The sequence below is a fragment of the Paraflavitalea devenefica genome, from assembly GCF_011759375.1.
Taxonomy (GTDB): Bacteria; Bacteroidota; Bacteroidia; order Chitinophagales; family Chitinophagaceae; genus Paraflavitalea; species Paraflavitalea devenefica.
The window spans coordinates 1645659-1671941 of sequence record NZ_JAARML010000002.1 but is presented as its reverse complement, the minus strand read 5'-3'; the positions used below and the strand labels follow the sequence as shown (position 1 = coordinate 1671941).

Sequence of the window (26283 nt, the reverse complement as noted above, 5' to 3'; positions counted from 1 at the left end):
CACTACTGGGAATGAATCCGCAGAGTCCCCTACGGGAGACTCTGCGGAGAAAAAGTTCAGATGATTTAAGCTGTAGCATTTTCAAGTTATTTCGTCATCATGGTAAAGGTCACTTTTCCTATGGTATTCGGCTTTCCGGTTACCGGTGCACTGATATTGCCTTTCAACTGTCCATTGGCATCTTTCGACACGGTGATGGTACGCCAGCTATAAGCTCCTTTTTCATAGTTGAAGGTCTCCCCATCATCATCATACAATTTATACAGGCCCGGCTTTTCGCCATAGTAGCGGACCTCCAGGTCTACCTGCTCACCGGCCTTGGGTGCATGCAGCATGGCCGGCATCATGGGTATGATACCACCATCCTTTACGTACACCGGTATTTTATCCAGGCCCGGCGTTACGGTGATGATTTCCCCATCACCGGCATAGGCGCCGGTATAGAAATCGTACCATTTGCCTTTGGGCAGGATCACTTTGCGGGTGGTTTGTCCCGTGAATAAAGGCGCTACCAGTAAGTATTCACCGGCCATGTATTGATCTTTGATCTCTTTGGAAGCTGCCTCTGCATAAGGGTTCTGCTCCAGGTTCTCATTGACGGCTTCTTTTTTTACTTCCTGCCGGAAGCCTGCTTCGAGGTTCATGGCACGGAAAGGCGGAATACCCTCGTAATGATACCGCGCAAATTCTGTGTACCAGTAAGGCATCATCTGCATGCGCAGCAGGGCCAGTTGCTTTACCTGCTCCGCCACTTCGGGATAACTCCAGGGTTTGGTGCCGCTGCTCCAGGCATTGATCATGGCCATGGGCGAAAAGATCACCGTTTGAAAACGGCGCAGCCATTCTTCGCCTGTTTTGGAGGCGCGCACTTCCGGCGTCCACAATACACCGGCAAAACCGCTGTTGATGAGCGCCGTGATAAAATCTTCATGGTTGTAGTAATCATTGTAGATCACATAGGGAAAGGAAGCGGCGCCGCCATTGGAGGCGCGCACCAGGCCAAAGGTCCTGGAATTCTGCTGGCGGTATAAGTCTGTACTATAACGTTGCGCCAGCACTCCATAGGTTTGCCTCAACTGTTCGGCACTGTTACCCGAAGGGAAGGTAGCCACATCGGGCCAGAGGTAATGATCATAACCATCCACTTCATCAATTTTATAACCACTTATCCCAATACTTACCTGGTCTTTCTTTAACTGATCGAAAAACAACTTACGGGCCTGTGGCATGGTGAAATCAGGTACAGCGCCTACCCATACGGTATGGGAACCTGTATAAGGCAAAATAGGTTTATAGATAGATGCCTCCGGCGATACGTAAGGATTGAGCCAGAGGTTCAGGCGGATGCCTTTATCCAGCATCTCTTTTACAAACTGCTGTGGTTGCGGGAAACGTGTTTTGTCCCACTCAAAAGTGCAGGGATAGGATTTGCTTTGCCATCCGGGCTCCAGTCCGATGTAATCCAGCGGATAACCTTTTTGCTCAAAGTCATTGGCCTCTTTTTTCACATCACCGGCATTGTACAAACGCTGCACCCGTTGGGTAAAACCCAGTCCCCAGCGCGGAGGCAGGCAGCCACCACCACTGAACAGGTTGAAACGGCGCACCGCATCCAATGGTGTAGGTCCGGCAAACACATATACTTCCACCCCTCCCGCCGGCACGAGTATTTCTACCGCATCGGAATAAGGACGGGCAGCCCATGATTTATCGGTATTGCGGTCTTTAGCCACCGGTGGATTTTTGCTGTCCTTCCGCACGCCGGCACCTGCATATACAGTGATGTAACGGGCAGCATTGATGAATACGCCATAGCCCAGTGAGGATACATAAAAGGGCGTAGGTGCATGGTTACGGCCATTGTCTTTGCCGCCAAAGTGGTCTACATGCAATTGCAATATCTTGCCACGCTGGTGTACCGTTTGGAAGTTGAGGCCAAAGCCATATACCTGCTCTTCTTTCTGTAAAGGGAAACGCAGGGAGGTTTTACCATCCTGTGTACGGGCGGCAATATCGGCTTTGGAGAAAGGGAAACCGGCTTTGGTAATAGCCCCCAGTGCTTCTTTATTGGGTATACTGCCTGCTGCCTTGAGCAAGTCAAAAGCTTCGGGCTTGCCAATGGTGGCTTTCCATACACCGGGCGCGACTTCCGTCCAGGTGGGAGATTGAGCTATTACGCTGATGGAAATGCTCACCAGGAGCAAGAGAACACCTATATGTTTGAAATGCCTCATTGGAATGTTTATAGTTTGATGTTATTGACTATTCACTACCGTATATGTCTTCCCCTTCACGGTGGGGAATTCTATTACATATTCGCCTTCCTTATTGATGGATTGCAGGGGGGCCTGCGCGTTCTTTTCGTATACCAGTTTTCCATATGCAATATTCAACGGATTGGCATTGCCGCCTTGCGCCGGATTGGCTTTTACTTCCACTATTTTAACCGGTGTGGTAGTTTTGATACGGCAAATGCCGCCCGCCCCTGAAAGGATGGTTGCTTTCACCAGCTTTCCCGCCGCCCATTGAATGGCTACCGTAAAGTTGCCTCTAGCCTTAATGCCTTTGATGCTGCCCTCACTCCAGACGCCGGGTAATGCCGGCAGGAAACTCAGGTAACCTGCATGGCTTTGCAGCAACATTTCTGTGATGCCTGCTGTAGCACCGAAGTTGCCATCAATCTGGAAAGGCGGATGCGCATCGAAGAGATTGGGATACGTGCCGCCGCCACCCATGGTTTCGCGGGCCTGTGTGGGATCAATATAGGTAAAGGCATCACTTAGTATTTTATAGGCATGGTCACCATCCTGCAACCTGGCCCACCAGTTGATCTTCCAGGCCATAGACCAGCCGGTACTTACATCACCGCGGTGGATCAGTGATTGTTTGGCCGCCGCCGCCAGTTCAGGCGTTTGCTGTACGGTGATCTGGCTGCCAGGATACAAACCAAATAAATGAGAGAGGTGACGGTGCTTGTCTTTCGGATCATCCCAATCGCCATACCATTCCTGCAATTGTCCGTACTGACCAATATGGTAAGGATAGAGCTTATCAAGCGCCTGCTGTACCTGGACCCGGAAGGCGGCATCTGTATTCAGTAAAGTACTGGTGTTGATCACGGCCTTAAACAACTCCCGCAGTAAGGACATATCCATGGTACTGGCCAATGCTACCTGGTATTCCTTTCCTTTCAGCTTGATGGTATTCTCTGGTGAAGTAGAAGGATTGGTGACTAAGTACGGTGTCGTGCTGTCTTTGATTAGCCAGTGCAGCATGAACTGCGTAGCACCCTTCATCAGGGGATACGCCGTTGATTGCAGCCATTTTTTATCACCGGTAAAGAGATAATGCTCCCACAGGTGGGTGCTGAACCATACGCCGGCCATCGGCCAGCAACTCCAGCGTGGCATGCCCCGCGGGTCCCACTCGTAACCACCGGGTGGGGAGGTTTTGGCCCACAGGTCGGAGTTATGGTGTGTTACCCATCCTTCCGGGATGTTGTAATTTACTTTGGCGGTGACCGCTCCATTCACGGCCAGCTCTTTCATGAAGTCGAACAAAGGCTGGTGGCATTCGGAAAGGTTGGTATTCTCCGCCAGCCAGTAATTCATTTCTGTATTGATGTTGGTGGTGTAATTGCTGCCCCAGGGTGGCTGGATATGATCATTCCAGATGCCTTGCAGGTTGGCCGGCCTGGAACCGGGACGTGAACTGGCAATGAGCAGGTAGCGGCCAAACTGGTAATAGAGCGTTTGTAACGGGTTATCATTTTGTGTGCCGGCATAACGGCGCAGCCTTTCATCTGTAGGCAATTTTACCGCTTCGGCATTGGCGCCCAGGTTGAGTTTTACCCGGTTAAACAGCGACTGGTAATCGGTAATATGGCGTTGCTTCAACTGGTCCCAGGAGAAAGCAAGCACTTTCTTAAGGTTAGCGCCGGCTTCTATAGCAGGATTTTTTCCTTCCTTGCCGGGCGATCTATTAAAGCCATTAAAGCTGGTCGCTTCAGTAAGGTAGATGGTCACTGCATTGGCGCCGGTTACGGTGAGTTGATCACCTGCTTGTTTTACGGTACCACCTTCTGTTTTAATATAGAGATGAATCTCAAAGTTCATCCCCTCTCCTTTCGCGTCTTCATCATATACGACCTGCTGTGGTTCCGATTCGCGATTGGCTACAAACTTCGGCGCCTTGCCTGTCAGGATTAACTGGTTATTGGCAGTGGCCTTCACACTGTAGCGCAACTTACTGGTGAGGGCAGCCGTAAAGCTGACCGAAGCGCTTTTATTGGCGGTAAGCCTTATCATCATTACTTTATCGGGAAAGCTGGTGAATGCCTGCCGCTGGTACTGTACGCCACCGGTAGTATAGCGTACGGTAGCAGTAGCATTGTTCAGGTCAAGGTCACGATAGTATTGCGTGCCGATGGTATCGGTAGCGGGGAAATGCAGCAGCAGGTCGCCGAGCGGAAGATAACGGGCGGAGTATGGCCCCTGCATTTTTTTCCACAGGTCAGCAGCTTTGGTATAGTCACCCTCAAATACAGCCTGGCGTACCTGTGGCAATACGGTGGGCCCGTTGGGATTGTTGCCCGGATCGGGGAAGCCGCTCCAAAGCGTATTGTCATTCAACTGGTAACGTTCCGATTTTACTTTACCAAAGACCATGGCGCCGGTTTTTCCGTTGCCCAGCGGCAGCGCTTCTTCCCAGGCTTTGGCGGGTTTATTGTACCATAACCGGAGATTGGGATCATTTTGCCCACTTACTACAAAGCCGGCAAAGCATACAGCAACGAGAAAAGCAATACGTTTCAATGGTATTTGTATTTATTGGTTTACTTTTTCGAACAAGCCGGAGGCTTGTAAATAGCCTCACTCGCCGGAGGCGAGCGAGTGTAGAAGCGACCCACCCTTAATTATCTAACTCAATCGTCACTGTTTTCATGCCGGCACTTTGCACGCTCACTACATTCATGCCTTTATTGGTTTGCAGGTTGATGGTGGCCCTGCCATTGTACGTTTGTACATACCGGCTTCCGGACGAAGTACCTTGATTATCTATCAGTTTACCATCACCGGCCAGGCCAAAACGTACCCAGTTGGTGGCATCCAGGCAGGGAATACCTTTTTCATCCAGCAGCCTTATCTGTACCGTGGCGATGCCATTCTCTTCTTTTATTTTCTGCAGGTCCAGCTTTGCCGGTTTACCCCAGGTGTCCGTCTGGTACTGGAAGCTGATGGCATCCCGTACAAACTCTTTTCCTTTACGGGCTATTACGTTGATCGTATTCAGTCCTTTGTTAAAACGCAGGTTCCAGCGCAGGCCTGCGGCCGGGAAGTCCTGCGAACTGCGTTTCTTAACCCCATAGCTTTTGCCATTGAGGAATAATTCTGCTTCATCGCAATTGGAATAGACTTTCACCATTTTCTCTTCTTCTGCCCCGCCCCAACGTACCGGCCAGCTATGGCCATAGATGTGCGCCATGGGTTTACTGGTCCAGTAAGATTGAAATACATGGTAGGCTTCTTTTTTGGTCAGGTCGCGCTCCACCACCCCTTTCTGGTTCATATAAGGTACCGGGTTATCGGGCCGCACAGGAGTGGAGAAATCTTTAAAGGGCCATTGCGCAGTACCCGTGAGCCAGGACATGGTTTCCTGCTCTTTCAGGTGCCAGTCTATAAGGTTACAGATATACGATTCGCTCCAGTCGCCGTCTTTGGAGGCCCTTGCAGCACCGCCAAATAAAGAAGCATCGCCTGCGCGTTCATCCGCCGCACCGGCAGGTTTTATATTCTGCAGGGCTTTATCAGGGCTTTCTGAATGCCGGCCGGCATGGCTGTCGCCACCCCACTCCACATGCAGAAAATGATTTACTTTCTTAAATTCTTCCTCCGTTATGGATTTGTATTCGGTATAGATGCCCCTGTACCAACCCGCCCAGATAGAAGGAGAATATACATCAACAATATCCTTACAGAAATCACAGCGGCGGATAGCCGTTTTACGGGTAGGGTCCAGTTGATGCGAAAGATCATTGAGTTCCTTCATGAAGATCCTGATCTTTTCTTTATCAAATTCGGGGAAGTCGCCCGGCCAGTCATTTTCATTGCCCAGTCCCCATATAATGACGGAAGCATGGTTGTAATGCTGCTCAATCATGTTGCGCAACATACGCCTGGCCTGCTCTTTATATACCTCACCGCCCAGGCCACCACGGCACCAGGGAATTTCTTCCCATACTACAATACCGAGACTATCGCAAAGGTTCAAAATTGTACGGGATTGCTGGTAATGTCCCAGCCTGATGAAGTTGACGCCCATTTCTTTCATCATGATCATTTCTGCCCGCATCTGCTCATCGGTCATGGCGGCAGCTACGCCGGCATGGTCTTCATGACGATGGGTACCCCTCAGCAGGAGGCGCTGGCCATTGAGCTTAAAAGGACCATGGTCCACAAATTCAAAGTGGCGGAAGCCGATCTTCTCGCGTTGGGTATAGTTGCCTTCCGGCCTTTTCAAGGTCACTTCAACGGTATAGAGTTTAGGCGCCTCTGTTGACCATAGCTGTGGTTTCTTTATTGTCAATGCCGCAATGCTTATATCGCCATTGCCTATCATTATTTCTTTCGTAAGGTCCTGCACCAATTTACCGGCAGGATCAAATAGTTTTACCACCAGGGAAGTATTGCTGATACCTTGTGGATTGTAAAAACGGGACCGGATGGTGAGCTTACCGGTTTTGCCGGCAGGATCCGTTTCGGCCAGTGCGAATAACTTCTCCATGGATAAAGCGGGCGTGTATACGAGGTTCAGGTAACGGTAGATGCCGCCATAGAGGTTGAAGTCGGACAGATCAGAAGGGATCATTTCGAGGTCGCGGGAATTATCGGTACGGATAGCGATGGGCACTTTCCCTTTGAACTGCTTTTGGTATACTTCCGTTTGGGTAAAGGCATTGACTGCATCGGTAATATCGGCGGTAAATTCATCATAGCCTCCTACATGGGTAACTACTTTGGTAGTATATACATATACTTCTGTCTTTTGCCCGGCCCCTTCAAAATGCAGCAGGGTCCTTCCGTTGGCATACGGATTTTTAAGTTCCAGTTGGGTACGGTACCAGGCTGGTCCCTGGTAATAGTTTACATCCGGATCAACCGCATCGAAAGCATTCACACAATGCGGCAAGGTAACGGGCTGCCACAAGGGCACGCTTTCGGGATTGCCTTTGCCTACCGGGCGTACAGCTTCCCAGATACCGCCGAGGTCCTGCCGCAGGAATTCCCAATTGTTATTTAAGCGCGTTTGCTGCCGGGCATGTAAGGATTGGATGCACAGGGTCAGACAGGTTATCAGTAATGCTCTTATAGTCATGCTTTCTGTCAGTTTTCATCAAAACTCGTTCAAGCGTATCTTTATCAAAGTAAAGAAACCGGCACCTTACTGCCGGCTTCTTACATTAATTTTCAACTTTTATTTTTTAATAAAACAACTCCTTTAAAACCAGCTATACCTGAATGGAGGCATGCCGGTACCAGGAACACCGCTGGCAGTGGAGCTGAATACATGGCCCCTTCCATTGGTAAAATAATACCCCGCCGTACGGTTGTATACTCTATCATTGACAACAATGGGTGCTACATCATTATTCAGGATCTTCAGGTTCATCTTGCCCTCCTGGTCAAATCCCGAACCAAGGGCTGGACTATAAGTTACGCTGGTAGCAAAAGAGGGGTCTGGATTGGGTTCATTTTTGGTGATCACCCATCCCAACCTCGTTTCTTTCGGGTCAACCTTGGTATTGGGCGGCAACAGGGTTGTTACCGCTTTATTGTTAATAGTCAGGTTATCAAAACCATATTCGCCCTGAACGATGAGGTATAGCAACAGGTTCTTTACGGTTTCCTTTGAATAGTCTTCCCAGGCAACGGCTGGCCGGAGCGAATCCAACGCAGGGTTGACCAGGGATTTTATAGGAACACCGGCGTTATCCTTCACCACAACGGGATAATCGAAGAAAAATCCGGCAGTCACCTTGCCGCTGGTAAGCCTTCTAATAGCATCCGTATGCAGCAAAATATAGGTCCGGCCAGCCTTCTCATATTCCGAGATATCTATACCCGAATATTCGATGGCTTTTTGCATCCATTTAAAAATAGTATCGTTGCTCGGAGCGCTGGTACCCCTTGAAAGGATATAGTCTTTCGCGGTCATATTGACTTTAGGGTCAGCCTCTCTTTTTTGATAATCATAATCAGTTTGCAGCTTATAACAGCCTGTCATATAAAAGGCCGTTAACAGTAGAAAACAGGTGATATAAATGCGTGTATTTTTCATATACTCTTTATTACTGGTTATTCATTAAGCACAACGGATCATGCGTCTAATCTGAATAGGGCTTATTTTGCTGCAGGTTGGGATTGGCATTCATCACATTCCGGTTCAAGGGCCACATGTATTTTCTTTTATCTGTACCAAAGCCTACTTCAGCGCCGCCATTGGCCAGTTGCCTTGCCTTTAAAATGGGGTCCATGATCTGTATCACCCGGTCGGTACGCACGAGGTCGAACCAGCGCTTACCTTCGGCAAATAGCTCCCAGCGTCTTTCATTCAGGATGGCATCTTCCATCTCTGTTTCAGTGGTAAGCTCCGCAGTGGTATAGGCAGGCAGTGTGGCCCGCATACGTACCAGGTTCAGGTATCTACGGGCATTGTCCCTGTCACCAGTCTTATTCAACGCCTCTGCATACAACAGGAACATATCGGCCAGGCGGTACATGGGTACATAAACAGTTTTATCCGTACCCGAAAAGGATGCGGCCTGCGCACTGGTAAGATAGGTAGTGGTTGCATTGGTAAACCCATTCGGGCCATACCATTTTATTACCCTGTCCCAGTTATCAGTCTTAAACTGGTCAATGGTCTGTTTTCCGCGCGTATCGGTCGTACTTTTACCCCAGGTGTTAAATATCTGAAAGGCAGTTTTTATAGGTGTATTGTTCCTGGCCGAGGATACGCCTGCCATACACGGGCAACCATTAGCATCCACATTCCAGTGAAGGGACCAGATGGTTTCAATGCTGCCAGCGGGGTTCGTGAAAATGCCTTTCCAGTTGCCGGTAGTTTCCAGGTCAGTAGCTACACCGCCGCTTCCGGTAACAGTTTGCCCGGTGGCATTGTATACCTTGCCGGTGGCGCCTTTGGATTTAAACAATATTTTCATCCATTCAATCGCTTTGTCGTATTCAGGCATAATTTCATCATCGTGGCTTCTCCACATGTACACATCCGCCATGATAGCAGCGATAGCTCCTTCGTGCAGATACCATATAATGGGTGTAGAACCTTTCGTAGCAATAAGGTCATAAGCTGTTTGCAGATCGGAAATGATCTGTTCCTTTACTTTCGCCTTTGATTCCCTGGGCGCCTTGGGATTGTCATCGAGCTTAAGGAAAGGTGTAGTACGGATAGGAACGCCGCCCCATATCCGCAACAGATAGAAATAACACACGGCCCGCATAGTATAACATTGCATCAGGTAACTTTTTAAAGTAGCGTCGGAGATGATCTGGCTACCACGGGCATAGTTATTGATCTCGGGAAATTTCGCAATATTCAGGTTAGCCCTGCCTATTATCGTATATAAAGGCCCCCAGTCGGAATAAGTATTATTGGGGGTCAAACTATTTAAGAACATCTCGTTATGATTGTTATTGGCATACTGGCTTGGTTCCATATTATCGGCCCGTGCATCCCCCCAATAGGTGAGCCGGTTATTGAACTGACTCTCCCCGATCATACATTGCTGCATACCCGCATACATGCCGGCCATAGCGGCATCAGCCTCATATACGCTTTTGAAAAAATCTTCCAGTTTACCATCCGACAAAGGCTCTTCATTGGCAAACTTTTTACAGCCACCCAAAGCCAGCACCATCAATAAGGTTGTATAGAAAAGTTGTTTTTTCATTGCCTGATTTTTTAGAATTGAAAGTTAACACCTATGCCCAGTTCCCTTCTTTTGGGATACCTACCGTTATCATCGCCTGGTTGCAGCGCATTGCTGGAACTAAACTCCGGATCATAACCGGTATAATCGGTCCAGGTAAGCAGGTTGATGCCATATACATATACGCTGGCGTTGTTCATGAAAGCCTTCCTGGCCACCTCAGGCTTGAACCTGTAGGAGAGACGAACGCTTGACAGCCTGATGAAAGAAGCATCTTCCAGGAAATAGGTGTTGCCGCTGCCGCGCTGACTGCCACGGTCGTCTTTATCAGGGAAGTAAGGATAGGTAGCACCTTCCTGTCCCTGTACTACCCAGGCTCCCCAAACTGCTTCGGGTAATGCCGGACCATTCGTATTGGCAAAGTTGGTAAGGCCCTGTTTGAAACTATTGTATACCTGCCCGCCAATGGTAGCATTTACAATTACATTCAATGACCATTGCTTGTAGGAGAAGTTATTGATAACGCCGAGATAGAAATCGGGCTGCGCATTGCCAATGATCTGCCTGTCGCGGTCGTCTATTTCACCATCATTATTAATATCTTCCCATTCAGCATCTCCTCCCAACAGGGTCGCTCCAACACCTTTCTTCCGGTACACAACACCAGTATAGGGTTTCCCGCCAAGGGTATAACCCGCAGCAGTAACTTTAGAAAGCCTTGGATTATTCAGGTTATGCTCAATTTCCACTCCTACCGGCGTTAATTTATTACCAGCCTCATCATAGGCATTGTGCACATCGGTAGGATAAATGCCCAATCTTTTCCATCCATAAAAATTACCCAGTTTGCCGCCTTCTTCTATAAGCCATTTACCAGTAATAAAGGGCTGGCCCCCTTCCAGGCTCTTGATCTTTCCACGTTCAAAAGTGATATTCCCACTCAGGTTCCAGGCAAAGTTTTTGGTAGTTATGGGTACAGTGCTCATTTGAAATTCAAAACCCCTTGTTTCAATGGAGCCTACATTCACCTTCACCGTGCTAAAGCCGTTTTGGCTGGGCAATGGTTCCGGATATAAAAGATCGTGGGTGGTTTTAATATAATAGTCGGCAGCAATGGTTACCCTGCCATTGTAGAAGGAAAGGTCGAGACCGAGGTTTTTTTGCTCGTTAGCTTCCCAGCTCAACTCTTTATTACCAAAAGTGCTGTTTAAGACGGCGCCTGGTACATTATTATAGCTGGTATTACCCTGGTTAATCAGTTGCAGGTATTCATAATTACCTACCCTGTCATTACCGGTTTGACCCCAGCTAAACCGCAGCTTACCGTCGGACAACGGTCCTGCCGCCCAGTTCATCCATTTTTCATCAGAAAAGCGCCAGGCCAAAGAACCGGCAAAGAAATTACCTACACGGTGATCAGGATGAAATCTTGAGGAAGCATCCCTGCGGTAAGTGCCCTGGAAAATATACCTTTCTTTAAAGCTATAGCCCACCCGGCCAAATGCAGAAGCGGTAGAAACGGCGCTTGCGTTGGAATACTGGGCAGAAAGGTTGTCCATAAAATTGCCCTTAACATAAGAGGAAGTTTCTACTACAAAATTCTTTCCTTCCAGGTGGGTGTTGTCGTCCTTTTCTCTGTCCTTTTGAACGCCCGCCATGGCCATTACGCTATGCTCCCCAAATTTTTTGTTGTAGTTTAAGAATCCCTGGACCAGCCAGTCGAATCCCCTGTTATTATCGTTCCGGGCAAAGTTCTCATTGCCTCCATCATCCAGGAACCGTGGAGCAAAATAAAAGCCCAGCAGGCTTGTCAGTTGTGCGTTGAAGCTGGCAGTAAACCGCAGATCTTTGGTGATGTCATAATCTATCTGGTGGTTCATTTGCGCCTTGAGCTGTTCACGCGTATTGTCTTCCAGCAAAGCATTGGCTACCGGGTTCCTTTTTGAAGAAAGGTAACTGGTCAATGTGCCATCAGGATTGTAGATACGCAGGTAAGATGGCCGGTCAAACACAGGCCGCAGGGAGTTGTTGATGCTGGTAAAGTTCCCGAACGACCAGAAGAATGACAGGTTATTGGAATATTTGAACCTGGGAGAAACCTTGAATTCAGTATTGATGCGTGATTGGATGGATTTGTACCAGGTGTTCAATGCGATACCTTTATCGTCAATGTAGTTGAGACTACCATAATAGGCCATTCCTTTCTGGCCACCGCTTACGCTCAGTTTCAGATCGCCGCGCTCAGCAGTATTGCCCAGTAAAAGGTCTTGCAGATCATTGTCTGTATTAAAGGATGGGTTCAGGGAATCGGTCAGGTTACCGGCGCTGCCATAAAGATTCCCCCCCTGCATCTTCCTGTACCGGCGATATTCTGCCGCATTGGCCTGCTGTATCTTGTGGGCCAGCTTACCGTACACCCTGGAATATTGAACATCTACCCTTGGCTTGCCTTCCTTCCCTTTTTTGGTGGTGATGAGGATAACCCCTGCAGCAGAACGGGCACCATAGATAGAGGCGGAAGCAGCATCTTTCAACACTTCCACCCGCTCAATATCATTAGGATTAATCGAAGAGGCATTGTCGGAGATCACTCCATCCACTATATACAGCGGCGTATTGCCATCGGCAGAAAGCGTATTCGCACCGCGAATCTGTATAGAACCCTGTGCGCCAGGTTCTCCGTTATCATTCATGATCAATACACCAGCCGCCTGGCCCTGCAAGGCATCGTACAGGTTCACCGGCTGGCGCTCCTGTATCTGTTTGGCATTCACAGAGGAAATGGCGGCGCCCACATCTCTTTTCCGCATGGACTGGCCATAACCGATCACCACCACTTCATCGAGGTTGGAGGTCCCTTCCGTCATGGTAATGCTGATTGCCGACCGGGTACCTACTTTTTCTTCTTTGGTAAGGTACCCTACATAAGAGAATTCCAGTACTGCCTTATCGCCGGTAACCGCAATGGAATATTTTCCATCGGGGCCGGTAGTGACTCCTGTTGCACTTCCCTTCAGGTTGACGGTAACACCTGTTAACGGATTACCCTTGGCATCCGATACGGTACCTGCCACCTGGCGGGATTGTGTTTGTGCTGAGGAATACAAAGACAAGGAGAGCAAGACGAAAAGGGGGAGATACCACCAGGGCCTGGTCCTGTACAGAACCCGGGTAGCCGGAGAGAGCTTCTTTTCCATAAAGCATGCAATTTTCAAGTGTTTACCATCGCCGTAATAGCACGTACGGTGATGGTGCGAACGTTTTGTAATGGGGTTTATAAACCCTGCGTTCCCGACACAAGTGCCGGGACTGATATAGCAATTAATGTTAGCCGTTTTTTAATTGCGGGTTTTAGCAGGTTACGCATGCAATTAAGGAACAAATCGCCAAGCTGGATTTCATGTTATTGCCATTATAATAAACTATTTTGGCAAGGCATGCGTATTTTCACGAACATTGATGAATATTGAGGTTAAAAACACGGGATGGCGCAGGATGGATTCACCCATCCTTGGTTTACTTTCGATCATTTTGTATAAATATATGAATACCAACAAACGATATTGCCTGGCACTGGATCTGAAGAACGACCCGGTATTGATCGCAGAATATGAAACTTATCACCAGGCAGTATGGCCTGAGATCCTTCAATCCATCCGGGAAAGTGGCATTGAGCTCCTGGAGATCTACCGCCTCGGGAACCGCCTTTTCATGATCATGGAAGTGAATGATGATTTTTCTTTTGATAAGAAGAGTATTGCCGATGCCGCCAACCCCACGGTACAAAAGTGGGAAACCCTGATGTGGCAATACCAGCAGGCCCTGCCTTCTGCAAAACCAGGGGAAAAATGGTTACTGATGAACAAGATATTTGATTTAAACAACCAACCGCTATAGTTAAAACATCCATCTATGCCAGGAATTGCTTCGCCTACACTCTCCGCAACCCAAACCGCCGGTACCGGGAAAAAGTTACTATTCCCTTTTATCCTTGTTACCAGCCTGTTCTTTTTCTGGGGCTTTGTGCACAACCTCGACCCTATTCTGATACCGCACCTGAGAAAAGCCTTCCGGCTGAATAACCTGCAATCCTCGCTGGTTGATTCAGCAGTATTTATCGCTTATTTCCTGATGGCCCTGCCTGCAGGTTATGTGATGCGCAAGTTTGGTTATAAATCGGGTATCCTGCTGGGCCTTATTTTCTTTGGCATAGGCTGTTTTCTGTTTATCCCGGCAGCCAATACCAGGGAATATGTTTTCTTCCTGGGCGCACTATTCGTTATCGCCTGCGGCTTAACTTTCCTGGAGACTGCGGCCAACCCTTACGCTACTGTATTGGGCCCGCCCGAATCAGCTACTCAACGCCTGAACCTGGCCCAGTCGTTCAATGGACTGGCCGCTATGATAGCGCCTTTTATCGGCGGCACGTTTATTCTTTCCGGTAAAAATTATACCGAGCAGGAACTGGAAGCGATGGGCGCCAATGTGCGGGACGCTTACCTGCAATCGGAAGCCGACAGTGTAAAGATGCCTTACCTGATATTGGGATTGATCATACTATTGGTAGCCGTTGTGATTTATTTCACCAAGATGCCTGACACGAAAGAAGAAGGCGATGACCAAAGCAGCAATTTTTTACATGCTTTCCGTTATAAACACCTTACCTGGGCTGTCATTGCGCAGTTTTTCTACGTAGGCGCCCAGGTATGTGTTTCCAGCTTCTTTATCAGGATGGCTACTACTATGGGATTGGAAGAAAAAATGGCTTCCAAATATTATTTGGGACTGGGGTATGGACTGGCCTTTATGGCAGGCCGTTTTGCAGGCACCTTCCTGATGAAATATATACAACCAGCTAAATTATTGGCCATCTATTCCATTATCAATATCATACTTTCCCTGCTGGCCATATTTGGAGAAGGAATGATCGTGATATATGCATTGATCGGTATCGCTTTCTTTATGAGCATTATGTTCCCTACTATCTTTTCACTGGGCATACAAGACCTGGGTAAGGATACAAAACTGGGGTCCAGCCTCATCGTCATGTCTATTGTCGGAGGCGCTTTGTTACCCCCCTTGTTAGGCATCATTGCCGACGCCACTGAAAATATCCAGTATGGCTATGTGATACCGTTGCTTTGTTTTGTAGTAGTGTTTTATTTTGGCTGGAAAGGACATAAGATCAAGGCAGCTTAGAGCAGGATAGTTACTTATAGTGATCCATATAATTTTACACGTTTAATTGATTGAATACAATGTTTTCATTAGCCAGTAAAAAAGCAGTAGTAACAGGAGGAGGCAGCGGCATTGGCAAAGCCATTTCCGTATTGTTTGCCCAACAGGGAGCCGAAGTACATATTATTGAGCTCAGCGAAGAGAATGCAGCGGCCACCGTACAGGAAATCACTGCCGCAGGCGGCAAAGCCTTCGCCCATAGCTGCAATGTGGCCAACCAGGCAGAAGTAGTGGAAACATTTAATAAGATCGGCGCGCTGAATATACTGGTGAATAATGCCGGGATTGCCCATATTGGCAAAGCCGACACTACGGCAGAGGCTGATTTCGACCGTGTGATGAATGTAAACGTAAAAGGAGCCTATAACTGCCTGTTTGCCGCCATCCCCCAATTCAGGGCGGCCAAAGGTGGCGTGATCGTGAATATGGCTTCTATTGCTGCCTGGGTAGGCTTGTCGGACCGCTTTGTGTATTCCACCGCCAAGGGCGCTGTGATGGCGATGACGCTCTCGGTAGCCAAAGATTATATCCATGAGAATATCCGTTGCAATTCTGTTTCTCCGGCCAGGGTGCATACGCCTTTTGTGGATGGGTTTTTAAAGAACAGTTATCCCGGCCGTGAAGCGGAGATGTTTGAAAAGCTGTCCAAGACCCAACCCATCGGCCGTATGGCCGAACCCTCAGAGGTAGCCGCCCTGATCCTGTACCTGTGCAGTGATGAAGCGTCCTTCATCACCGGTTGCGATTACCCTATTGATGGTGGATTTATTAAGTTGAATAGTTAGCAACAGGCGAAGCAAAGGAATAATCACTAATAAATAATCAGTAATCAAAGCATGCGTGTTGCCCTGTTTGTTCCGTGCTATGTAGATCAGTTCTATCCGAAAGTGGCCATTGCTACCCTGAAGCTGTTGCAACACCTGGGGGTGCAGGTAGAATACCCGATGCAGCAAACCTGTTGCGGCCAGCCCATGGCCAACGGCGGGTATGAACATTTAACCGGCTCCTGTAACAGCAATTTCATTAAAGCCTTTGCAGGATATGATTATATCGTTTCCCCTTCCGGCAGTTGTGTATTGCATGTAAAGGACCACCTGCATGATGAGCGGCAGGAAGCTGCCGCCACTACCATCCGCCAAAGGGTATATGAGCTGTGTGAATTCCTGACCGATGTGGTACAGGTGAAAGCCATTAAAGCCTCTTTCCCAAAAAAGGTGGCCCTGCACCAGGGTTGTCACGGACAAAGGGGATTGAAGCTGGCCTCCTCTTCTGAAACAGTATTACCCTTTTTTTCCAAACCGGTACAATTGCTACAAATGGTGGAAGGACTGGAGCTGGTAGAGCTGGACAGGCCCGATGAATGCTGCGGCTTTGGCGGCACGTTCTGTGTTACAGAAGAGGCAGTGTCATCGGCCATGGGATTGTCGCGTATTGATGATTATACAAAGCACGAGGCTACCGTGATCACCGGCACTGATGTGAGCTGCCTGATGCACCAGGAGGGATTGATCAGAAGGCAGCAACTGCCTTTTGAGGTGATGCATATTTCAGAGGTACTGGTAGCAGGGTTATAAAAGCAACGTAAAAGAATGAACACACCTACTATACCACATCCCGAGGCTGCCGCAACGTTCCTTAAGAATAAGGAACGGGTACAATGGCATGATGAGACTTTGTGGTTTGTGCGGCACAAAAGGGATAAGATCGTACAGGAGATCCCCGAATGGGAGCAGCTACGTGAGCTGGCATCGCAGATCAAAGACCATACCCTCTCCCGGCTGGATGAATACCTGCAGGAGTTTGAAGCAGCCGCCATCAGCAATGGCGTTACTGTTCACTGGGCCGCCGATGCAGCGGAGCATAACCGCATTGTGCATGGCATTATGCAAAAGCATGGCGCGCAGAAGATCGTAAAAAGCAAGTCGATGCTCACCGAGGAATGCCACCTGAATGAATACCTCGAAGCACAGGGCATTGAAGTGGTAGATACGGACCTGGGTGAGCGCATCGTACAACTGAATAAAGAGTTACCCAGCCATATTGTATTGCCTGCCATCCACATTAAAAAGGAAGAGGTAGGCGAGATATTCCATCAACACCTCGGCACCCCAAAAGGCGCTTCCGATCCTTTATACCTGGCGCTGGCGGCACGCGCCCATCTGCGGGAGAAGTTCCTGGCAGCCGATATTGCCATTACCGGCGTCAATTTCGCCGTAGCCGAGACAGGGGCCATCGTGGTATGTACGAATGAAGGCAATGCCGATCTTGGCGCCCACCTGGCCAAGGTACATATTGCCTGCATGGGCATTGAGAAGCTGATACCGCGTACCGAACACCTCAGCATATTCCTGCGCCTGCTGGCCAGGAATGCGACGGGACAAAATATTACCGCTTATTCCAGTCATTTCAGGAAACCGGTGCCGGGTTCCGAGATGCACATTGTGATTGTTGACAATGGCCGCACTACCCAACTGGGCCGGGAGGCTTTCCGCAATTCATTAAAGTGCATCCGTTGCGGCGCCTGCCTGAATACCTGCCCGGTATACCGGCGCAGTGGCGGGCACAGCTACCACAATGCCACCGCAGGGCCTATCGGTGCGATACTGGCGCCTAATTTAGATATGCGCAAGAATGCCGACCTGCCCTTCGCCTCTACCCTTTGCGGTTCCTGTACAGATGTATGTCCGGTGAAGATTGATATCCATAATCAACTGTACCAATGGCGGCAGGTATTGACGCAGGAAGGCTATATGCCTGCGGCGAAGACGGCCAGTATGAAGATAATGGCGGGCGTATTGTCCTCGCCGGCACGCTATAGTTTTGCGGGCAAATGGGCGCGCAGGTTCCTGCGCTGGTTCCCTTCGCTGGCCTTGAATAAAAAGCTGAATCCCTGGGCCCGGCAACGGGAATTGCCCGAGCCACCGAAAGAGAGCTTCCGGGAGTGGTATAAGAAGAACGGAAACAAATAATAGGTTTATTAGTGAGCAGAGATAAAATATTAAACGCAGCCAAACAGAACAAACCAGCACTGGTATCTTTACCGGAGCTACCTTCTTTTACTTATGCGGCGAATGACCTGGTAGCAGCCTTCACGGCAGCCATTACCAAGGCCGGCGGCGCTGTAACACTATTGAAGAGCCAGCAGGAGCTGACGCAAAAGATACAAGCAATATACCCCGACGCCCAACGCATTGCCAATTTTATAGCAGGCGATACCGCTTCCAACAAGGAACTGCTGAAAGAAGTGGCCTTACTGGATGTAGTGGTCTTAAAAGGGCAACTGGGCGTAGCGGAGAACGGCGCTATATGGTTAACAGATAAAGATTGTGTGGAAAGGGTACTGCCTTTTATTACACAACATTTAATATTGCTGATCGAAAAGGAAACCCTGGTGGGCAATATGCACCAGGCTTATGGGGTAATGGGCCGGCAAAATCCGGCGTATGGCGTATTCATTGCAGGCCCGTCCAAAACAGCCGATATTGAGCAATCATTGGTCATCGGTGCACATGGACCCAGGAGCCTGCAGGTGTTCATCGTTGAAAATTGAATATTTAAACAATACTTAGCGTTATGAAATTAATCCGATTTGGAGAGCCTGGCAACGAAAAACCGGGTATTTTACTGGATGGAAAGCGATACGATACTTCGGCTATCACCCGTGATTATGATGAGACCTTCTTTACTGAAGATGGCATTGCCAAACTGAAAGCAGCGCTTGACCAAAAGCCTTCCTTACCGGAAGTACCGGCGGCTGTACGCTGGGCAGCTCCGCAGGTAAGGCCTTCCAAGATCATTTGTATCGGCCTCAATTATGCCGACCATGCCAAAGAAAGCAATATGGAGCCACCCAAAGAGCCAGTGGTATTCTTCAAATCCACGACTGCCCTTGTAGGTCCCAATGATGATCTTATTATTCCTAAGAATAGCCAGAAAACCGACTGGGAAGTAGAACTGGCCGTGATCATCGGTAAGAAAGCCAGCTATGTGACAGAGAAAGACGCAGCCGGATATATAGCCGGTTATGCCCTGCACAATGATTACAGCGAACGCGAATTCCAACTGGAACGTGGCGGTCAATGGGTAAAAGGGAAAAGCTGTGACACTTTTGCGCCATTAGGTCCCTGGATTGCTACTGCCGACGAGATCAAAGACCCCAACAGTCTGCGGTTATGGCTGTCGGTGAATGGTAAAATGATGCAGGATGGCAATACCAGCAACTTCATCTTTAATGTGAATTTCATTGTATCGTACCTCAGTCAGTTCATGACCCTGCTGCCGGGCGATATTATTTCCACCGGTACACCGGCAGGTGTGGGCCTGGGACAAAAGCCCAATCCCATTTATATTAAACCAGGTGATGTAATGGAACTGGGCATTGACGGACTGGGTACCAGCAAACAGGTAGCAAAAGCATATCAACCTTAAAAAATCAGCCATATGGATCTCCAGTTAAAAGATAAGGTCATTATTGTAACAGGCGGCGCTAAAGGGATTGGTGAAGGCATCTCCAAAGTATTGGCAGCAGAAGGCGCGATCCCGGTTATCCTGGGCCGTAATGAGGAAGATAACCTGAAAACGGTCAGCGATATTCAGGCAGCCGGTTTCCAGGCAGCGCAGGTGGTAGCAGAGCTTACCAAACCCGAAGCCTGTGAACAGGCAGTAAAAGCAGTGATCAAACAATTTGGCCGTATAGACGGACTGGTGAATAATGCCGGCGTGAATGATGGCGTAGGACTGGAAAACGGCAGTTATGAAGCCTTCATCGCTTCCCTTCACAAGAACCTGGTGCATTATTACCTCGTAGCGCATTATGCTTTGCCGGAGCTGAAGAAGTCGAAAGGCGCTATTGTGAATATCAGTTCCAAGACCGCAGAAACCGGTCAGGGCGGCACCTCCGCCTATGCCGCTTCCAATGGCGGGCGCAATGCCTTAACGCGTGAGTGGGCCGTAGAGCTCCTCCCCTATGGCATCCGGGTAAATGCGATCATTGTAGCAGAATGCTGGACGCCGCTGTATGAAAGGTGGATCAGCAGTCTGCCCAATTCAGCAGAAAAACTGGCTTCCATTGTATCCAAGATACCCCTGGAGCACCGCATGACCACTTCCGAAGAACTGGGCAATACCACGGCCTTCCTGTTGTCTGAAAGGTCGAGCCATACGACTGGTCAGCTTATCCATGTAGATGGCGGTTATGTACATTTAGACAGGGCGATCAGTCAATAAACAATTCAAAATATAGTTCTCCCAAAGGCCGGTACACTCCCAGTGCCGGCCTTTTCGTATATTTGATTTTTACAAATATTATGAAGATCAAGACCATTGAAGATTTTTATAAAGACGTGCGCGCTAATATTCCTTCCACCATTAACAGGGAGATTGGCCACTTCAATGTGTTTAATATGGAAGAGCTGATGCAAAGGCTCCGCAAGAAGCCGGAGATGCCTTACAACAGGCGCGCCTATTATAAAATAAGCCTGATCATCGGCAGGAACAGGGCCGAGTATGCCGATAAGGTGATCGAGATAGAAAAGAATGCCCTCCTGTTCGCCACCCCGCGGGTGCCTTATAACTATGTACCCTATGATCTTGACCAGTCGGGTTATTTCTGTGTTTTTACCGATGAATTTCTCCGGGAAGTAAAGAGCGGCGTACAGATTGATGACCTGCCTATTTTCAAGGCCGGTGGTTATCCCATTTTCCAGCTCTCGGAAGAGCAGCGGGATGAGATTGCCGCTATTTTCCGGAAGATGGAAAAGGAGCTGGCCTCTGATTATCTCTATAAGTATGACCTGATACGGAATTATGTGCTGGAGCTGATCCACTTCGGACAGAAGCTGCAACCCGTAACGGCCAATTATCCCACGCATACTGCTGCAGAACGTATCTCCTCGCTGTTTGTGGAACTGCTGGAGCGGCAATTTCCCATCGAGTCTACCCACCAGCAACTGAGGCTGCGCACGGCCAAAGATTATGCAGCAGGGCTGGCCGTTCATGTGAACCACCTCAATAAGGTGCTGCGGGAAAGTACCGGCAAGACCACGACCGACCTGGTCAATGGCAGGATTGTAAAGGAAGCCAAGATCCTGTTGCGGCAAACGGAATGGAATGTATCGGAGATCGCGTATTGCCTGGGCTTTGAGCAGGTAGCGCATTTTTCCAATTTCTTCCGCAAGCATACCGAAGTCTCTCCACTCGCCTTCCGTTCCGGGCATTGATTGAATTTTGCAAATAACAGATTGATGCGCGCAAACAGCGTGATCCTCTTTCGTCCAAACTTTGCATTGATAAAAATTCAATGATAAAGATGGAACAGACAAGTAAAATTGCCCTGGTAACCGGCGGTAGCCGCGGACTGGGAAAAGACATGGTCCTTCAACTGGCAAAGAAAGGGCTCGGCGTATTACTCACTTATAAAAACAGTCAGGAAGAAGCGCTCAGCGTAGTATCACAGATACAGCAAGCCGGTGGCCGGGCAGCCGCCCTGCGCCTGGATACCGGGGATATTAAAAACTTCGACCAATTTTTTGTAGCCGTAAAGCGCACCCTCAAAGAAGTATTTGCAGCAGATCATTTTGATTACCTGGTTAACAATGCCGGTATTGGTTACCAGGCTCCTGTTGGAGAGGTGAGCGAAGCAGCGTTTGATGAATTAGTGAATGTACACTTTAAAGGTGTTTATTTCCTGACGCAAAAAGCATTGCCTATGCTTCATGACGGCGGCGGGATTATTAATATATCCTCGGGGCTGGCCCGTTTCAGCATGCCGGGTTATTCCGCTTATGCTTCGCAGAAAGGCGCCATCGAAGTGTTTACACGCTACCTGGCCAAAGAGTTGGGTGTGCGGGGCATTAAAGCCAATGTGGTGGCGCCCGGCGCTATAGAAACGGATTTTGGCGGTGGTCATGTGCGGGATAATGAGCAGGTGAACCAATTCGTGCGCAATGTCACGGCACTGGGCCGCGCCGGTCTGCCGGAAGATATTGGCGGTGTGGTGGCCTTCCTTTGCACCGAAGAGGCACGGTGGATCAATGGCCAGCGCATTGAGGTATCAGGAGGGATGAATATTTAACCAAGTGCATCTTCACAAAAAAGCCTTGTAAACGGTTATGGGTTACAAGGCTTTTTCATGCTCATTGAGTACTGGCTTCTTACCGCATCACGGTACATTCAACTGCTTCTCCAGCTCTGCAATGGTGAAATCTTTATACTTCAGTTGATCAAAAAGCTGCTTGCCGGTTCTCGTTTCCGATATCGCCAGCATAGGTTTACTGTCTTTAAAACTGATGGCCACTATTTTTATATCCTGGCCGGCAGGCACCTCCTTAAACACATACCTGTCTCCTTCCAGGGTACCAGCCATAATACTTTTCGCCTGCCTGAAGATCAGCCTGACATTGGGCTTTGCAGCAGGGTCTACTTTTACTGCATAATTAATCTTCTCTCCCGGCGCCTCCCAAAAATAATCGCAATTGATCCAGCCCAGCCGCGAAGCACTGAAAACATACCAGTTCAGTTCGGCCTCGTTCATGGAGTTGATCGTGGTAGTACTATCTACAGATCCTGTATACTTTTGATAAAAGGCTTGCCGGTAGGACTCCATGTCCTGGTAACCGGGCGGATAAAGTCCTATTTCAATATGAAAGTTACATCCCACCTCTACAGGTACCGCCCCGCTGCGGCGAGTCATTCCCCAAAAAGGTTCGATCTCCGGCAACTCGCTGATGTATTCGTAAAAATAAGGATCGGGCTTTGTTGGCAGAACTTGCCTATTTCTTTTATTATCATAAACAACCTCTTCCACCTTTATATTGGTAATCTTTCCTTGTTTGGTCAACGTAAAGCTGGCATCAAAAGTTTTATTGATTATATCATTGGCAGCTTTCAGTTTCGTGTTATCAAAATGCTTATAAAAATAGTCAAACACGCTAGTGTCCTTTTTGCTCTTAAAGGAAAAAGTTTCAGGCCAGGTACTGTCACACTCCTGCCAGATCGTATACATTAAGTTTCTCAAAAATGCGGTGGGTCTCAGCAAAGTGGCGCTGTCTACCTGCCAGTTTATATTTCCGTCAGCACCCGTTTGCCCATAAAACAGGTTCATCGGCTGCTTGCGGTCAGCGGTATCTTTAGGGAAGTGAATGACAAACTTTTTCCCTTTCTTTAACTGTAACTCCTGCTCTCCGGCAAAAGCTGCAACGTGCACCATACCCCGCGTTTGCAACAACTGGCCATTTTGCGTGGTAGAGAGGTTCTCCCGCATCATATCGGCCAGGCCATAACACTCCTTCAGCACAATCGACACTTTCCCTTTGGGCACTGAACCATCGGGCAATACAAAAGAACTTTTCTCAAAAAACAGCTTTGTTCCCTTTGCGCCAGTTACCAGGGTATCATACGCATTGTCTATCTGTAATGTATCAGGTACAACAGCTACCTGTTGCAAGAAGGTCTTTTGTTCAACAGCATTACAGGATAATAAAACTGAAATAAGGATTACAGGTAGCAGGCTATAAAGGCATTTGTTGTTTGCGTGCCTGCCTTGGTTAAGGGTCATGGGAAGTATCATAGAGGGTATATTTCTTCGTTAGTCGTGATCCAACTGTTAATGTTACCAAAGTGTCCTATAAAATTCAGTGGCCTGTAGATGGTGGTGATACGTGCTACTGATTACGCGACTTCGGCGAGGATTATTTATGCGGGTTTCCTGGTTATTTTTCTAAATACCAGGAATAACAGGACCAGGGTCATGATGGCTGCTATTGCCCATTCCAATACAGCTTGATCGCTTTTTTCCTGTTTTGCCGGTTGGGGTGGCATGGTATTGTCACCATGTATAATAGCCAGTATCTCGCCATCCGGATGCAGTTGGTCGTCATAATAACGCATCACCACGCCGCCGTTGTTGGCCAGCCTGTTATACACACCGGCGATGTCTTTGACGGGTATTGCCATGAGGGATGCCGCATCCTTATCAGCGTAGGAACGGCTGAATAGTATATCATCGCCATGCCAGATCACGATCTTACGGTCTGAAGCCCCCGCGGTGCAATGGTTATAATTGACGAAGATGGTATCGTGGACGTTAGATGCGCCGAGAGTCAGGTATTTCTGGGAGAAAATATCCGGGCCGTAATCACTTTCCCGGAGCACGAGCTCATTTTTCAGGTATACCTGGAAATTATCCGTTGTATCCGCTTTAGCGGGCAGGGCGAGGCCGGTGAGCAGCATAATTGCTATAATACTACAACAAGTGGTGATTGACTTCATGGTAATGTTGATGAGATGCGCTGAGCAGGCAATTTACGTTTAGAATCCATAATCCACCGATCCTTTAGCGGTTTACGGGTTTTTGCTTCAGTATGTCTTTTACCGTTTCGCCCGGCAATAACCTGTGCACCGGAATAGAGATGGCATGTTTTTCACAGAGGCTGAGGATCTTTTGATCAATCTGCTCCGGGCTGTACCGTGCGGAAAAATGCCCCAGGATCAACTGTTCAATCTGCAAACCGCTCACCATCTCCATCACTTCTTCCAGGCTGCTGTGCTTATTGCCGTGGGTTTGTATCCGGCTGTCTTCCGGGCCGCCCAGAAAGGTAGCCTCATGGATCAATGTTTTGCAATGGTTCCATCGCTCCAGGTCCTCTACAGGGGTATCAGCCGAATAACCCAGCAAGGTGGTGCGTACTTCCATGGTAGTTTGTTCTTTCCCTCTTTCCTGTATGATCTTCCTGATCTCCTCTCCCGGTAAGGAAGTGAATTCGGGGCGCAGTTTTGACTTTACCTGCACCACTTTATAACTCAAACTTTTTGTAATACCGGCCACCACCGGCACATGTCCATTCCTGACAGGTTCTACAACAATGTCATCTTTCACAACAATGCGGTCTCCTTCCATAACGGGCTTCCACACCGTACCGGCCACATGGGGATCAAAACGCTTCGTAAACTGCTCAAGCGCGGGAAAAGAACCGGAATCTTTCGGATAATGAATAATGGGCAATCCTTCCCGGGCATTTAACTGGTTAAACTGCAAAAGACCGGCAAGATGGTCCCTGTCGGCATGAGAAATAAATACATGACTCACTTTCCTGCTCTTCTGCAAAAGATAAGCAGTGAGGCCTTCGCCGGCGTCCAGTAAAAGGCCTAATTCATCCACAAAATACCAGGTAGCAAATAAGGCGGTGGAATAACCTGTAATCGTTAATTGCATGGGTGCAATGATATTACTTTTAATGGATTGTTAAGATCGTCCGTTCCCGGGCCACGGACGCTTTTCCGGTTGGCTGTACCGGAAAAGCAAGGTATATTTAGACAGCGAAAACCCAACCACCCATGAACAAGTATGGCTTCCTGGCAGTGATCATTGCCTTTTGTAATATACCGGCGGCGCAGGCGCAGGTAGATTTCGGCGTTAAAGCCGGCGTAAATGTTAACACTGTCAAATACCGGGAAGCTGATCCCGAAATGGCCAGCGTTGGTTTTAATGTGGGCGGACTGGCGCAGCTTCCCGTTACGCAAGGTTTCTTTATCCGCCCGGAAGTACAGTATTCCATCAAAGGATACCGCTTCCCGGCCCTGGGAGCAGAGGGTTCGGGAACCGTTCGTTTTCATTACATTGCTTTTCCCGTGCTGGCGGGTTTTCCCATAGGGAATAAGTTCGGGTTCCTGATAGGACCGGAATTTGGTTTTCTCACCAAAGCAAGCTCCAAATTTTCTACCGGCAGCCGCGACGTTACCAATAATTTCCAACAATTTGACTGGGGCCTTGACCTGGGCGGAACGTATAAGATCACTTCGGCACTGGGTGTGGAAGTGCGTTATAATTATGGTTTCCGGGGACTTATCAAAGGCATCACCACCGATGATAATGGCGGTTATACCGGCAGCACCAAAGACGGCGCCAACCGGGTGTTACAGGCCGGGCTTTTTTTTCTGTTGTAAGATCATCTACATCCATATTCCCCCCATTCCGGGAAGAAAATAAGTACCTCTTAACCTCGTACAAAGGTTGTTTGATCCATGTGTGATCCATGTGTCAAATACCCCCTTTCTCCAATGAAGCGCACTTGTTTGACACATGGTTGACACATGGTTGA

At 48.6% G+C, this 26283-nt stretch carries 20 protein-coding genes; 11 read left to right on the top strand and 9 right to left on the bottom strand.

The window, feature by feature from the left end; translation table 11 throughout:
• Positions 1-86 precede the first annotated feature (86 nt).
• The 6 genes from HB364_RS16175 to HB364_RS16150 form a co-directional block, all read right to left on the bottom strand.
• The gene (locus tag HB364_RS16175) at positions 87-2234 is read right to left on the bottom strand and encodes a glycoside hydrolase family 31 protein (protein WP_167289256.1); all 2148 of its coding nucleotides are present in this window, start codon (positions 2232-2234) and stop codon (positions 87-89) included.
• A gap of 21 nt (positions 2235-2255) precedes the next feature.
• Positions 2256-4814 carry a glycoside hydrolase family 95 protein gene (locus HB364_RS16170; RefSeq protein ID WP_167289255.1) on the bottom strand — a complete coding sequence of 853 codons (2559 nt, stop codon included), beginning with the start codon at positions 4812-4814 and terminating at the stop codon, positions 2256-2258.
• Between the two features lie 97 nt (positions 4815-4911).
• Positions 4912-7374 carry a glycoside hydrolase family 2 protein gene (locus HB364_RS16165; protein ID WP_167289254.1) on the bottom strand — a complete coding sequence of 821 codons (2463 nt, stop codon included), beginning with the start codon at positions 7372-7374 and terminating at the stop codon, positions 4912-4914.
• 123 nt (positions 7375-7497) lie between these two features.
• Positions 7498-8337, bottom strand: coding sequence for a hypothetical protein (locus HB364_RS16160; protein WP_167289253.1), 840 nt, complete (start codon positions 8335-8337; stop codon positions 7498-7500).
• Positions 8338-8383: 46 nt separating this feature from the next.
• Complete coding sequence (locus tag HB364_RS16155) at positions 8384-9970, bottom strand: RagB/SusD family nutrient uptake outer membrane protein (protein ID WP_167289252.1); 1587 nt, start codon at positions 9968-9970, stop codon at positions 8384-8386.
• An 11-nt stretch (positions 9971-9981) separates the two neighbouring features.
• Positions 9982-13146 carry a SusC/RagA family TonB-linked outer membrane protein gene (locus HB364_RS16150; protein ID WP_167289251.1) on the bottom strand — a complete coding sequence of 1055 codons (3165 nt, stop codon included), beginning with the start codon at positions 13144-13146 and terminating at the stop codon, positions 9982-9984.
• Positions 13147-13444: 298 nt separating this feature from the next.
• Between HB364_RS16150 and HB364_RS16145 the strand changes: the two genes are divergently transcribed.
• From HB364_RS16145 to HB364_RS16100, 10 genes are all read left to right on the top strand, one after another.
• On the top strand, positions 13445-13846 hold the full coding sequence (locus HB364_RS16145; RefSeq protein ID WP_246228504.1) for an L-rhamnose mutarotase: 402 nt from the start codon (positions 13445-13447) through the stop codon (positions 13844-13846).
• Between the two features lie 15 nt (positions 13847-13861).
• Positions 13862-15148 carry an L-fucose:H+ symporter permease gene (fucP, locus tag HB364_RS16140; RefSeq protein ID WP_167289250.1) on the top strand — a complete coding sequence of 429 codons (1287 nt, stop codon included), beginning with the start codon at positions 13862-13864 and terminating at the stop codon, positions 15146-15148.
• A gap of 59 nt (positions 15149-15207) precedes the next feature.
• Complete coding sequence (locus HB364_RS16135; RefSeq protein ID WP_167289249.1) at positions 15208-15972, top strand: SDR family NAD(P)-dependent oxidoreductase; 765 nt, start codon at positions 15208-15210, stop codon at positions 15970-15972.
• A 51-nt stretch (positions 15973-16023) separates the two neighbouring features.
• Positions 16024-16761, top strand: a complete 738-nt coding sequence (locus HB364_RS16130; RefSeq protein WP_167289248.1) for a (Fe-S)-binding protein — start codon at positions 16024-16026, stop codon at positions 16759-16761.
• Between the two features lie 15 nt (positions 16762-16776).
• Positions 16777-18156: a LutB/LldF family L-lactate oxidation iron-sulfur protein gene (locus HB364_RS16125; protein WP_167289247.1), complete on the top strand. Its 1380-nt coding sequence runs from the start codon at positions 16777-16779 to the stop codon at positions 18154-18156.
• Positions 18157-18167: 11 nt separating this feature from the next.
• Positions 18168-18737, top strand: a complete 570-nt coding sequence (locus HB364_RS16120) for a LutC/YkgG family protein (protein ID WP_167289246.1) — start codon at positions 18168-18170, stop codon at positions 18735-18737.
• A gap of 23 nt (positions 18738-18760) precedes the next feature.
• On the top strand, positions 18761-19615 hold the full coding sequence (locus HB364_RS16115) for a fumarylacetoacetate hydrolase family protein (RefSeq protein WP_167289245.1): 855 nt from the start codon (positions 18761-18763) through the stop codon (positions 19613-19615).
• Between the two features lie 12 nt (positions 19616-19627).
• Positions 19628-20413, top strand: a complete 786-nt coding sequence (locus HB364_RS16110) for an L-fucose dehydrogenase (RefSeq protein ID WP_167289244.1) — start codon at positions 19628-19630, stop codon at positions 20411-20413.
• Positions 20414-20493: 80 nt separating this feature from the next.
• The gene (locus HB364_RS16105; protein WP_167289243.1) at positions 20494-21405 is read left to right on the top strand and encodes a helix-turn-helix domain-containing protein; all 912 of its coding nucleotides are present in this window, start codon (positions 20494-20496) and stop codon (positions 21403-21405) included.
• An 89-nt stretch (positions 21406-21494) separates the two neighbouring features.
• Positions 21495-22259 (top strand): SDR family NAD(P)-dependent oxidoreductase, encoded by a 765-nt coding sequence (locus HB364_RS16100; protein WP_167289242.1) that lies wholly within the window; start codon positions 21495-21497, stop codon positions 22257-22259.
• Between the two features lie 87 nt (positions 22260-22346).
• On the opposite strand, the gene HB364_RS16095 is transcribed toward HB364_RS16100, so the two are convergent.
• The 3 genes from HB364_RS16095 to HB364_RS16085 all read right to left on the bottom strand — a co-directional run bounded on the left by HB364_RS16095 (position 22347) and on the right by HB364_RS16085 (position 25397).
• Positions 22347-23630 (bottom strand): hypothetical protein, encoded by a 1284-nt coding sequence (locus HB364_RS16095; protein ID WP_167289241.1) that lies wholly within the window; start codon positions 23628-23630, stop codon positions 22347-22349.
• Positions 23631-23878: 248 nt separating this feature from the next.
• The gene (locus tag HB364_RS16090; protein WP_167289240.1) at positions 23879-24454 is read right to left on the bottom strand and encodes a hypothetical protein; all 576 of its coding nucleotides are present in this window, start codon (positions 24452-24454) and stop codon (positions 23879-23881) included.
• 64 nt (positions 24455-24518) lie between these two features.
• Positions 24519-25397, bottom strand: a complete 879-nt coding sequence (locus HB364_RS16085; RefSeq protein WP_167289239.1) for an MBL fold metallo-hydrolase — start codon at positions 25395-25397, stop codon at positions 24519-24521.
• A gap of 122 nt (positions 25398-25519) precedes the next feature.
• On the opposite strand from HB364_RS16085, the gene HB364_RS16080 reads away from it, so the two are divergent.
• Positions 25520-26128, top strand: coding sequence for a porin family protein (locus HB364_RS16080; protein WP_167289238.1), 609 nt, complete (start codon positions 25520-25522; stop codon positions 26126-26128).
• Positions 26129-26283 lie beyond the last annotated feature (155 nt).